Here is an 11,323-nt window from a genome sequence, read left to right on the forward strand (position 1 = left end):
ATTATTGTTTGTCAAAGTCTTGTTTTTACCTATGCTAATGATTGTCAATAATAAAGAATGAACAATGGAATAACCTATTATCAGCGAGAATATGGTACACTTTGTTCTGTAGCAAAAACTGAAGGAGATGTACATATGAAGAAACGATTTGGTATAGATATTGATGGCACGGTGACATGCCCGACCTCTCTTCTTCCTTATATTAATAAGGAGTTCAACTTAAATCTGACATTAAACGACATTACAAAATACGAACTCACTGAAGTATTGGATATCACCCCAGAGGTGTTTGGAAACTGGTTCAAAAAAACAGAAGGTACAATCTATAAGGAATCTCCATTGGCGCAAGGAGCAAAATCAGTACTGGATCATTGGAAAGATCATCATGAACTTTACTTTATCAGTGCACGCCCGTCTCACCTATTGGAAATCACAAAAGACTGGTTCAATTACCAGGACCTTTTGTATCACCACATTGAGCTGATCGGCTCTCATGATAAAGTTTCTACAGCCGAGAAATATAATGTAGATATCTTCTTTGAAGATAAACACGACAATGCTGTCATGATACATGAAGAATTGAATATTCCTGTGATTCTCTTCAATACTCCCTATAATCAGGATAAAATTCCTGAAGGTGTCATACGGGTCAACAACTGGAATGAAGCCAGGGAATGGGTGGATGGTTGGTTGAAAACCCCTTGAATCAAATGAAAAAGCCGGTAGACATTCAGTCTCCGGCTTTTATATATTCGGCTGTTTTCTTATACATTGTGACTTTCGGATAAATCTCCCCGGGTTACCAGGGGGTTATTTCTGAACCGTTTCCTGACCGGGATGACTGTCGTGAATTATTGAGGTCTTGTTGACGCAGCAACAAATTTATGGAAAAGAGCATATAGTATATTAACTGTAACTCGTTCGGTTGAACAGCGGGTTTCCCGTTAAACTTTGCCTTCTTCAGCAATGAAACCAGGTTCTTTGCTAATTGAGGTATATAGAGGGAAAAATTCCCCTTAATTAGCAAATAGTATTGAAAACAGCTTAAATAGAGGGAGAAATTCCTCTTATTTGACTCAAAAAACGTGAAAATAGGCAGCTTTGCTTTGTATAAAGGGAAAAACTCCCCTTATTTTCCGCAAAAACCACGTCTACTTTACATCTAACGGTAAAATCTCCCCTTATTTTTCTATTACTCGTTATTCCCCTTCATCTCCCATCTATTGTATCTGGCACTAACGAATCCGCGGACAAATTTGTAACATAAAATGCAGACCAGTTTGCAACACCACATAAATTTATGCGGTAGTGCAAATTGGCCTGCAAATCAGTATGCAGCAATAAGCGAAAAAACACCGAAACCATTGATATGCCGATAAAAAAGCCGATACAAAATGCTAGGCAAATTGTACCGCAAATTACCTTTCAATTTATTGGTTTCTCCCTCTGTACTGAACGGGTTAATATTAACTGCACTCAGGGCATTTTCCATAAATTTCAAACTTATGACCTGAAATATCGTACCCATTCAAGCTCTCCTGAAGGACCTCCATTGGACAAGTATTGATGGCCTTTGTCTTGCCGCAATCCATACAAATGAAATGATGATGATGGTGATTACTTGAGCATGTAAAGCGAAAATGTTTTTCACCGGAGAGTTCCGTTTCTTCCAGGATCTCCAGATCAACAAACATAGAAAGGTTCCGGTAGATCGTATCAAAACTTAAACCAGGATAATCATCCTTCATGTTTTCTAAAACATCCTTTGCAGTCAGGTACTTGTCCGAATAAGAGAACAATTCCAACATCTGCTCGCGTTTTCCGGTATGCTTATACCCTTTTTCCTTCATTAACTTCAATGCTTCATCCAGTTTCATACCTTCACCCCGTATTTTTTCACAGCTGTATTTGATGTGATTTTTTTATATAAAATCGTCAGGAGCAGGATGACAATTGCTGATAGCACAATCGTACCTCCCGGAGCTAAATCAAGATAGTATGCCGAAATCAGGCCAGTAATAACTGACAATTCACCAAATAGCAGCGAAAAGCCGATCGTCTGCTTAAAACCCCTTGCCACTCTGATGCTTGCAGCAACAGGAAGTGTCATCAAGGAAGATACCAGGAGAATCCCGACAATCCTCATGGATGCTGCAATAACTAATGCGACCATGACCATGAAGATAAAATGGATCATCTTGGCTGAAATCCCTGAAGCCTTCGCATACTCCTCATCAAATGATAGTAAAAATAATTCTTTGTATAGGAAAATAATAATGGCAATTACGATGACAGCTACTGCTGCTATCAAATATAAGTCCGTTCTGCTGACAGCACTTACACTTCCAAAAAGATAGCTGAACAAATCTGTATTAAATCCGTCAGCGAGTGAAATGAAAATAACCCCTATTCCGATTCCGCCGGATAAAATGATCGGAATGGCGAGTTCCTGATAATGTTTATAAAGGCTTCTCAGCCGTTCAATAAATAAAGACCCCGTCACAGAAAATGCCATTCCAAGATATAGAGGATTTAACCCTGCCAATGCACTGAAATTTTTACTCAGGAACAAGCTTGCAGCAATCCCTGACAGAGTAACATGGCTGAGGGCATCTGCAATCAGGGATAATCGCCGGACGACAATAAAAGCACCAATTAGCGGCGCAACGATACCAATCAGAAGGCCTGTCAAAAAAGCATTCTGTAAGAATTCATAGTTCAGCAATGCTTCAATCATTTGCCCACCCCCTCTTGGCTGTGAGTATGATCATGATGCAGCAGTTGAACATCATGGCCATAAATGCCTGAGAGGTCGCTTTCCCGCATATTCTCAAACTCCTGGGTATTGCCGTGGAAATGGAGCTGCTTATTCAAACAGGCTACATGGGTGACCTTGCTTGAGATGGTCCCTATATCGTGTGTAACAAGCAACAGTGTAATGTCTAAATCCTTATTCAAGTGTTCAAGCATCTCATAGAACGACTGAACATTTTTGCTGTCCACCCCCACTGTAGGTTCATCCAAGATTAAGACATCCGGCTCGCTCACTAACGCCCGGGCAATGAAGACCCTCTGCTGCTGGCCGCCTGAGAGTTCACCGATATTCCTATTTGAAAAGGCAGACATTCCGACAGACTCAATTGCTTTCTCAATATGGCCCGCATGTTTTTTGCCGATCATCTTGAACATTCCAACCTTTTTCGTTAACCCGCTTAAAACGACTTCCCTGACTGTAGCTGGAAATCCCGTATTGAATGAATTGGCTTTTTGTGAAACATACCCTATTCTGTCCCAATCCTTGAATTTCTGCTGAGCCTGGCCAAAAAGATTAATTTCGCCGTCTTTGGCCTTTAACAGCCCGAGGATCAGTTTTAAAAGTGTCGACTTGCCTGAACCGTTCGGACCAACGATTCCAAGGAACGCTCCTTTCGGAATCGAGAGATTAATGTCTTCTAATACAATTTCTTTGTCATAACGAAAACTTACATGATTTATATCAATAACTGATGTGCTATTCTTCATGAGAAAATTCCCTTCTATAAGAATCATTCCGATTTACAATAAGAAGTATACAGGATGTATAATTTAATGTAAACCGGGAAATCTTGTGCTTCTACATACATTATGTACAAGTGGATATTTATCTGGAGATCACAATCTGCAATTCTTTGCTTAAATATATCCCTCTCGTCTGGGAACAGCATCATTTTCGAATATTTTTATATTGATATACCCCACTGGTGCTGCAAACAGCTCCATACCATAAACTAACCACTTTCAGCGCTCCAGCGAATTTACATAAAAACAACAAGCCTCACCCTTTTTTGTTGTCACATTCACTTTGTCCCTGTCATATGTATCCTATGAGGAGTGATGTGCGATGAAATTATTGCAAAATGTTGTGAATCATAAAATCAATAACATAACGGGTGATGAGTTATTAGGGTATGGAAAGCAGTTTGGTGTGAAAATCAATCCAGAACAAGCTACAAAAATTGCTTCCTACTTAAGAGGAAAAAACATTAACATCTTCAATGCTGCAGAACGAAGCAAAGTCATCAAGGAAATTGCTAAAATCGCCGGACCTGCCACTGCCAAAGAGGTCAACAAAATATTCACTAATTTTACAAACTGAAAACAAGCGAGGACTTCTCAGATGAGAAGTCCTCGCTTGTTTTATTATGATTCCTGGATCTTTGTCAACAAATCTTCATCCCAGGCTTGATTCCTCAGCATCTCTATTTCAAACTTGTAAGGAGCTTTTTTGTTCTTTTTGTCTTCACCAACAAAGGGTGTTTCAAGTATCTTTGGAACACCATCCAATTGAGGATGATGTACGATTCTGGATAAAGCATCAAAACCGATATGTCCAAAGCCGATGTTTTCATGGCGATCCTTTGCTGCTCCACATACATTCTTACTATCATTGATATGGAGTACCTTCAAACGGTCGATGCCGATGATTCTGTCAAATTCATCAAGCACTCCATCAAAGTCATTGACGATGTCATAACCAGCATCATGGGTATGGCATGTATCGAAACACACAGATAGACGATCATTATGGTCTACTCCATCAATGATCATAGCAAGCTCCTCAAACGATCTTCCGCATTCAGAACCTTTTCCGGCCATGGTTTCAAGGGCAATCTGTACTTCCTGGTCTTTGACCAAAACCTCATTCAAGCCCTCAATAATTTTTTTGATTCCTGCTTCCGCCCCAGCCCCGACATGGGCTCCAGGATGGAGAACAATCTGTCTGGCACCGAGGGCAGCAGTCCTCTCGATTTCAGTTTGAAGGAAAGTGACTCCGAGTTCAAATGTCGCTGGATTTGTTGTGTTACCGATATTAATGATGTATGGCGCATGCACGATGATATCATCAATACCGTTTTCTTTCATATGAAGAAGACCCTTCTCAATGTTCAAGTCTTCAATTTTCTTTCTTCTCGTATTTTGAGGAGCACCGGTATAAATCATGAACGTATTAGCTCCATACGCCGCCGCTTCTTCACTTGACCCCAGCAGCATTTTCTTTCCGCTCATTGACACATGTGATCCTAACTTTACCATTTGCATCCAACTCCCTTGTGTTCAAAAATCAGGAATTATTCCGTCTCTTGACTCTTCTTTCACGTTTCTTGATTTGATCCATTTTATATTTCATCTTCTTCTTATATCCCGGCTTGACCTTTTTCGGCTTGCGAACAAGTGACTTCGCCTTCTGGTCAATGTCATCCTCGGCTTTCTGACGGTTCTTCCGTTTATTACGGTCAGCCAGCTCTTTCCACTCTCCTCGGATAAGGTCCTGGTTCTCGAACGTGATCCCCATTTTCTCCAACTGATTCAACGCATCCTCATCGGAAGGCTCATAGATTGTAACGGCCACGCCTGAATGACCTGCCCTTGCCGTTCTTCCCGTCCTGTGAATGTAAAAATCCAGTTCTCCCGGAATTTCATAGTTGATGACATGGCTGACCCCTTCAATATCAATTCCTCTGGCAGCCAGATCTGTAGCAACGATATACTGATACTCCAATGCACGGATCTGTTTCATCATTTTCTTTCTTTCACGAGGAGACAGATCCCCATGGATTCTTCCTACCTTCATTCCCTTGCTCAGCAAGTAATCCGCGACTTCATCCGCTTTCACTTTGGTATTGGTAAAAACAATGGCCAAATATGGATTAAGTGAAGACAGGACCTCATGCAAAAGATTCTCTTTACTTCTGCTCTTCCTTGGCAGCAGGATATGTTTTATGTTCTTCGCAGATATGTGTTCCGGTTCAACATGGGCATACTGCGGGTTCTCCATATATTTTTTTAAAAAAGGCTTTAACTTCTCAGGAATGGTAGCTGAGAAAACAAGTATTTGAAGTTTCTCGGGCATCCTTCCTGCGATTTGATCGACATCGTAGATAAAGCCCATATCCAGCATCAAGTCTGCTTCATCCACTACAAGGATACCTGCCTTGTGGACAAGCAATGCCCCCTCTTTTACAAGATCGTTGATCCTTCCAGGCGTCCCCACAACAATTTGCGGCTGTGTCTTCAATTTATCAATCATTCTTTGCTTATCTGTGCCGCCAATATAACAGCGTGAAGTGATGTCCTCTTCGCCGGTGATTTTTAGAATTTCCTGATAGATCTGCTGAGCGAGCTCCCTTGTCGGTGCCGTTATAACAGCTTGTACCACTTGAGCATCTCTATCAATTTTATTCAGGATAGGCAGGAGATAGGAATGCGTCTTTCCGGTTCCCGTCTGGGATTGCCCGATTGCACTTTCCCCTCTGTTAATTAATGGAATCATTTTCTTTTGAATTTCTGTCGGTTCAAAAAAGCCCAGTTTTTCAATAGCATTATTGATAAATGGCTGAAAATCATATTGTTCAAATTGATTTCCCATTTTATCACTCCTTCATCGTGCATTTTTATTTGAAGAGATTATCTTTGATTTCACTCTTTGTTTATTCATACAGTTTGTTCGTAAGCCTTTGGAATAGAGAATCAAAACGGATAAAATCCTTCCTTATATAACAATACCGTTTTTTCCCGTAAATTCAAAATAAAGCTGCATAATTTGACAAATCAATTCCTTCTCAGACAAAATTCCATCTCTTCATTATAATAAACAATTTTTAAAAGTTCTAGCAGATAGACAAAATAATTAAATTCCGCATTTTCCTTAGACGTTTTGACTCCATTTGCATATTGTATTAGTAGACATTATGAGCGTAAGCAGAAAGGAGGCCAATTATGCCGCCAAGACAGCAAATGCAAATGCCTTTTAACCCAAATTATTTCGGTCAACAGCCTTTTCAGCCGATGGGAGGCATGAGAGGACCTGGCCCTTCAGGGTTCGGGAGAATGAGGCAAAGCGGGATGCAAGGGAATTTTCAAGGAGGCCAGAGATCGGGAGGATTATTATCAAAACTTCTGAACAAGGGCAACTCTTCACAAGCTGCAGCCAGTCAATTCAATCCGCTTCAGGGTGCGGCAGGTTTTCAACGGTCCGCCCAAGCAGGTGGGGGTTCATTCTTGAAAAACCTCATGAATCCAGGGTCGATCAATGGTTTTCTTAACAATACCCAGTCCGTTTTAAAAACTGCCCAGCAGGTTGGACCGATGTTTCAACAAGTACAGCAGTATGGACCGCTGGTTAAGAATCTTCCTGCCATGTGGAAACTGTACAGGGGTCTCAGTGCAGCAGAAACAGAAAAGGACGAATCAATTGATGATATAGAAGACATAAAGGAGGAAGAGGAAGCCAATGCAGCTTCCAAGCCTCAAAAGAAGAACCACCTCAAAAAACCAGAAAAGGACCTGGCCTCGGATAAACCAAAGAAAAAAAAGAATAATGGTGGTTCACAACCAAAGTTATATGTCTAATCTACGCTCTCAATCGAGGGCGTTTTCTAATTGAAGACGGGATTCATAAAAGTTCCTCTATATTCTCTGTAAAATCTCTGATAATATGGTATTCGCCTGCAGTAAAGATTTTTTGTCATCAACTTCAATCTACTTTATAATGAACCTGTAGGTACAAGTAAACATCCGACTTTATAAACAGGAGGATTTCTAAATATGAAGGTGAAAAAAATTACGCCGAGAGGCTATTGTTATGGTGTCGTTGATGCAATGGTGATTGCCCGCAACGCTGCCTTAGATAAATCTCTGCCAAGGCCGATTTATATCCTTGGTATGATCGTCCACAATAAACATGTTACAGATGCCTTTGAAGAAGAGGGTATCATTACATTGGATGGAAAAAACCGCAAAGAGATATTAGACCAGGTAAATGAAGGCACTGTTATTTTTACAGCTCATGGTGTTTCTCCCGAAGTAAAGAAGCTTGCAAAAGAAAAAGGGCTTGTCACTCTCGATGCTACATGCCCCGACGTAACAAGAACCCATGATCTGATCAGGGAAAAGGAAGCTGAAGGCTTTGATGTCATTTACATCGGGAAGAAAGGCCACCCTGAGCCTGAAGGCGCTGTCGGGGTAGCCCCGGAAATCGTTCATTTGGTTGAAACGATGGAAGATGTAACCAAACTTGATATCAAAAACAAAAAAATCATTGTCACAAATCAAACAACAATGAGTCAATGGGACGTTGCCGATGTGATGGAAAAAGTGAAAGAAAAGTATCCTCACGTGGAAGTGCATAAAGAAATCTGCCTTGCTACCCAGGTAAGACAAGAAGCGGTTGCAGAACAAGCAGGCGAGGCCGATGTCCTGATCGTCGTCGGAGATCCGAAAAGCAATAACTCCAACCGCCTTGCTCAAGTTTCAGAAGAGGTCGCTGGAACAAAAGCCTACCGTATAGCGGATATTAGCGAGCTTGAAGTGGATTGGATCAAAGATGCTGAGCTGGTTGCGGTGACCGCTGGGGCTTCAACACCTACTCCGATAGTCAAAGAAGTCATGAACTTTATAACACAATTTGAGCGAGAGAACGAAGAAACATGGACTCGCGAGAAAAAGGTTCCATTGAGCAAGATCCTTCCAAAGGTAAAAAAACCAAAAAAAATCGCAGAATAAATAGAGAAGAAGGCATTCCCGGCGAATGCCTTCTTCTCTATATTATAGAAATGTAAAAGGATCGGTATTGACTTCAGACACAAGGTATTCAACATCCATACCCAGTTCACGGCTCTTTTCAGTCATCCACCGGGCCACTCCTTCTTTCATCACTTTCTCGATATGATGTCCTGCATCCACCACATTCAATCCAAGCATCATGGCGTCATGAGCAGTATGATAATATAAATCCCCGGTAACAAATACATCTGCACCGCCGAATTTGGCGCTATGGATGAATTTATTCCCATCACCGCCGAGGACAGCCACTTTATGAATGGAGTCTGTCAAAGTACCGGTTACCCTCACATTAGCTACATGAAGCTTTTCTTTTACATAAGCAGCAAATTCTTTCAAGGACATAGGCTTCTCAAGGGTTCCGATCCTCCCGAGCCCAAGAGTTTCTCCTTTATTTTCCACCGGTAAGATATCATACGCCACTTCTTCATAAGGATGGCTGTTAAATAGGGCTTTCAGCAGCTTCTTTTCCAGCTTATCGGGATAGATCGTTTCGACTTTCACTTCACCTGCTTCTTCCAGCTTCCCTCTTGTCCCTATATGAGGGCGGGCGCCTTCTCCAGGCAGGAATCTCCCGGTACCTTCACTCGAAAAAGAACAATGACTATAGTTTCCTATATGGCCCGCACCTGCATCCCCCAATGCCTTTCTGACTCTCTCTGCATCTTCGAGAGGGACAAACACCGCCAGCTTCTTCAATTTTTCTTGAAAGGTGGGAAGCAAGACCTGGGCATCCTTCAATTCAAGAGCATCAACCAGTAAGTCATTCACCCCGCCCCTGGCTACATCCAGATTAGTATGGGCTGCATAGACTGAAATATCGTTTTTTATCAATTTTTCAATCATCCTGCCTTGAACACTGTCCGTTCTTACTGCTTTTAATGGCCGGAACAGAGGCGGATGATGGGCGATAATTAGTTTTACACCTTTCTCAACCGCTTCATCCACAACTTCCTCAAGGACATCCAAGGTCATCATCACTTTATCAACTTTATGGTTCAGGCGGCCAATCTGCAATCCGATTGGATCACCTTCCTCCGCCAGCTCTTTAGGGGCAAGCGTTTCAAATAAAGATATGATTTCATGACCGTTAACGGTTTTCATCGAATACCTCCTCAACAATGTTGATTTTCTTCTGAACCTGAGCTTTTCTCTCTCTTAATTCCTGAGAGTCTTCTGCATACTTCATCTTCTCGACAATGTTCTTCCACTGTTTCAGCTCCTGTTCCCATTTCTGGTAAAACACTGAGCTTTTCTCTTGTAAAAGAAAAGGACCAAGAAGGAGTTCACATTCCGTATGTTTATAAGGAGCCGTTGGATTCCCTCTATCAGCCGCTAGAATTTCATAGACCTTACCATCTTCTTCCAAAATATGCTCTGCTTTCAACTCCCAGCCGTTCCCCAGAAGCCACTTCCTAATGGAAATCGCCCCCACATTCGGCTGGAGGATCAGCCTTCGGACACCTTCAAGCTTATCTTTTCCGCTTTCCAAAATGCTGGAAATCAAAGCGCCGCCCATTCCGGCGATGGTGATGCAATCCGTCTCATTTGGAGAAATGACCTCCAGGCCATCTCCTTTTCTGACAGAGATGACATCTTCCAGCTTTGAATATTTCACTTGTTTTACTGCCGATTGATACGGACCCTCTGCCACCTCCCCAGCTATGCCGGAAACAGCGATTCCTTTGTCTACAGCATAACAGGGCAAGTAAGCATGATCAGACCCGATATCGGCTATTCTGGAGCCTTCAGGGATAAACGATACGACGGTTTCTAGTCTTTTAGATAATTTATCTGCATTCATGTTTTCACCTTTTTATATGTATTTGTTATATGTATGTTTGTGTTCCTTTGAAGAACCCGCTACGTTACTCATTCTAACCAAGTTTCCCCACAAAAAAAAGTTCTTTGCACATGCAAAGAACTTTTTTAGAATTATAATGACATTAACCATTCAGCCATAGCATCTTGGTTTTCAGGTGGCACTAGACCTGCTGGCATTCCGCCCTCTTTACCATTTTGAAGAATATCCTTGATTTCGTCTTTGGAATAGCGGTCGCCGACACCTGTAAGCGCAGGACCTACACCGCCTTCATAATTCTCTCCATGACAAGAAATACATGCCTGCTGGTAATGTCCCTCAGGGTCGAACTCGCCGCCTTCAGCAGTTCCGCCGCCTTCAGCTTCACCTTCAGCCCCTTGCTCACCATGTTCTTCTGCCATTTCCTCAGAATTATTCAATCCTTCTAAAGACATAAAGAAAACTAGGCCGATTCCAAATACCATAATCAAAATGAATGGAATAATCGGATTGCGATTCATAGATTTAACCTCCCTTATGTAACGATTGTTAGTTTAGGTTGTATTGTTTATTATAAACAATATTTATTTTACTGTAAAAAGGTTGAAAGTAAAAGTCCTAACCCGCACTTTTTCGACCTTTGTCGCAAAATAGACATAAACTAAAGCGGAATATCCCCGTTCAGCCAGGTATGAACTCTACGCAGTGCAGGAGAAAAAGGAAACCACTAGAACAAAGTGGGTTGGTGTTCATTTCCGATGAACAAGAATGATCACTGAATTAAATCGATGTTGACGGGAAAAGAACCAAAAACCGATTTCCTGCAGTTTGTCATTGCAGCTCGATTCACTGGGAGTGAGGCTGAAGCCTGCTAGGTAGAGGCAGCAGCTGCTGGAAAAATGGAAACGGAACGTCCGTGCAGCA

12 protein-coding genes are annotated in these 11,323 nt (G+C 41.7%); 4 read left to right on the forward strand and 8 right to left on the reverse strand.

Features of this window, described 5'->3' with window-relative positions:
• Positions 1-135 precede the first annotated feature (135 nt).
• Complete coding sequence (locus AC4E8A_RS16540; RefSeq protein WP_490194509.1) at positions 136-705, forward strand: hypothetical protein; 570 nt, start codon at positions 136-138, stop codon at positions 703-705.
• Between the two features lie 761 nt (positions 706-1,466).
• On the opposite strand, the gene AC4E8A_RS16545 is transcribed toward AC4E8A_RS16540, so the two are convergent.
• The 3 genes from AC4E8A_RS16545 to AC4E8A_RS16555 are packed head-to-tail and all read right to left on the reverse strand — an operon-like array spanning position 1,467 to position 3,522.
• Entirely contained in the window at positions 1,467-1,877 is a 411-nt protein-coding gene (locus AC4E8A_RS16545; RefSeq protein ID WP_490194511.1) for a Fur family transcriptional regulator, read from the reverse strand.
• On the reverse strand, positions 1,874-2,737 hold the full coding sequence (locus tag AC4E8A_RS16550) for a metal ABC transporter permease (protein ID WP_490194513.1): 864 nt from the start codon (positions 2,735-2,737) through the stop codon (positions 1,874-1,876). The genes AC4E8A_RS16545 and AC4E8A_RS16550 overlap by 4 nt, the downstream gene beginning before the upstream one ends.
• Positions 2,734-3,522 carry a metal ABC transporter ATP-binding protein gene (locus AC4E8A_RS16555; RefSeq protein WP_490194515.1) on the reverse strand — a complete coding sequence of 263 codons (789 nt, stop codon included), beginning with the start codon at positions 3,520-3,522 and terminating at the stop codon, positions 2,734-2,736. The genes AC4E8A_RS16550 and AC4E8A_RS16555 overlap by 4 nt, the downstream gene beginning before the upstream one ends.
• A 358-nt stretch (positions 3,523-3,880) precedes the next feature.
• Here AC4E8A_RS16555 and AC4E8A_RS16560 point away from each other — a divergent pair, with 358 nt between their 5' ends.
• Entirely contained in the window at positions 3,881-4,135 is a 255-nt protein-coding gene (locus tag AC4E8A_RS16560) for a DUF2624 domain-containing protein (protein WP_490194517.1), read from the forward strand.
• A gap of 44 nt (positions 4,136-4,179) precedes the next feature.
• Here AC4E8A_RS16560 and AC4E8A_RS16565 read toward each other — a convergent pair whose 3' ends face one another.
• Together AC4E8A_RS16565 and AC4E8A_RS16570 are read right to left on the reverse strand one after the other, a co-directional pair.
• Positions 4,180-5,073 (reverse strand): deoxyribonuclease IV, encoded by an 894-nt coding sequence (locus AC4E8A_RS16565; protein ID WP_490194519.1) that lies wholly within the window; start codon positions 5,071-5,073, stop codon positions 4,180-4,182.
• 28 nt (positions 5,074-5,101) lie between these two features.
• Entirely contained in the window at positions 5,102-6,406 is a 1,305-nt protein-coding gene (locus tag AC4E8A_RS16570; protein WP_490194521.1) for a DEAD/DEAH box helicase, read from the reverse strand.
• A gap of 350 nt (positions 6,407-6,756) precedes the next feature.
• Between AC4E8A_RS16570 and vrrA the strand changes: the two genes are divergently transcribed.
• Both vrrA and AC4E8A_RS16580 read left to right on the forward strand, forming a co-directional pair.
• The gene (vrrA, locus tag AC4E8A_RS16575) at positions 6,757-7,389 is read left to right on the forward strand and encodes a VrrA/YqfQ family protein (RefSeq protein ID WP_490194523.1); all 633 of its coding nucleotides are present in this window, start codon (positions 6,757-6,759) and stop codon (positions 7,387-7,389) included.
• Between the two features lie 195 nt (positions 7,390-7,584).
• On the forward strand, positions 7,585-8,541 hold the full coding sequence (locus AC4E8A_RS16580; protein WP_490194525.1) for a 4-hydroxy-3-methylbut-2-enyl diphosphate reductase: 957 nt from the start codon (positions 7,585-7,587) through the stop codon (positions 8,539-8,541).
• A gap of 42 nt (positions 8,542-8,583) precedes the next feature.
• Here the strand turns inward: AC4E8A_RS16580 and AC4E8A_RS16585 are convergent, their stop codons facing one another.
• The 3 genes from AC4E8A_RS16585 to cccA all read right to left on the reverse strand — a co-directional run bounded on the left by AC4E8A_RS16585 (position 8,584) and on the right by cccA (position 10,920).
• Positions 8,584-9,702 carry a Nif3-like dinuclear metal center hexameric protein gene (locus AC4E8A_RS16585; protein ID WP_490194527.1) on the reverse strand — a complete coding sequence of 373 codons (1,119 nt, stop codon included), beginning with the start codon at positions 9,700-9,702 and terminating at the stop codon, positions 8,584-8,586.
• Positions 9,689-10,402 carry a tRNA (adenine(22)-N(1))-methyltransferase gene (locus AC4E8A_RS16590; protein WP_490194529.1) on the reverse strand — a complete coding sequence of 238 codons (714 nt, stop codon included), beginning with the start codon at positions 10,400-10,402 and terminating at the stop codon, positions 9,689-9,691. Before AC4E8A_RS16590 ends, AC4E8A_RS16585 begins: the two co-directional genes overlap by 14 nt.
• A 131-nt stretch (positions 10,403-10,533) precedes the next feature.
• A complete protein-coding gene (gene cccA, locus AC4E8A_RS16595; RefSeq protein WP_490194530.1) occupies positions 10,534-10,920 on the reverse strand; it encodes a cytochrome c550 in 387 nt (128 codons plus the stop codon).
• Positions 10,921-11,323 lie beyond the last annotated feature (403 nt).

This window comes from Bacillus sp. SRL337 (genome assembly GCF_984799155.1).

Coding starts and splice junctions, on each gene's coding strand:
- AC4E8A_RS16560 (WP_490194517.1), top strand. CDS start 3,881: ATGAAATTATTGCAAAATGTTGTGAATCATAAAATCAATAACATAACG.
- AC4E8A_RS16580 (WP_490194525.1), top strand. CDS start 7,585: ATGAAGGTGAAAAAAATTACGCCGAGAGGCTATTGTTATGGTGTCGTT.
- AC4E8A_RS16565 (WP_490194519.1), bottom strand. CDS start 5,073: ATGGTAAAGTTAGGATCACATGTGTCAATGAGCGGAAAGAAAATGCTG.
- AC4E8A_RS16540 (WP_490194509.1), top strand. CDS start 136: ATGAAGAAACGATTTGGTATAGATATTGATGGCACGGTGACATGCCCG.
- AC4E8A_RS16570 (WP_490194521.1), bottom strand. CDS start 6,406: ATGGGAAATCAATTTGAACAATATGATTTTCAGCCATTTATCAATAAT.
- cccA (WP_490194530.1), bottom strand. CDS start 10,920: ATGAATCGCAATCCGATTATTCCATTCATTTTGATTATGGTATTTGGA.
- AC4E8A_RS16545 (WP_490194511.1), bottom strand. CDS start 1,877: ATGAAACTGGATGAAGCATTGAAGTTAATGAAGGAAAAAGGGTATAAG.
- AC4E8A_RS16590 (WP_490194529.1), bottom strand. CDS start 10,402: ATGAATGCAGATAAATTATCTAAAAGACTAGAAACCGTCGTATCGTTT.
- AC4E8A_RS16555 (WP_490194515.1), bottom strand. CDS start 3,522: ATGAAGAATAGCACATCAGTTATTGATATAAATCATGTAAGTTTTCGT.
- AC4E8A_RS16550 (WP_490194513.1), bottom strand. CDS start 2,737: ATGATTGAAGCATTGCTGAACTATGAATTCTTACAGAATGCTTTTTTG.
- vrrA (WP_490194523.1), top strand. CDS start 6,757: ATGCCGCCAAGACAGCAAATGCAAATGCCTTTTAACCCAAATTATTTC.
- AC4E8A_RS16585 (WP_490194527.1), bottom strand. CDS start 9,702: ATGAAAACCGTTAACGGTCATGAAATCATATCTTTATTTGAAACGCTT.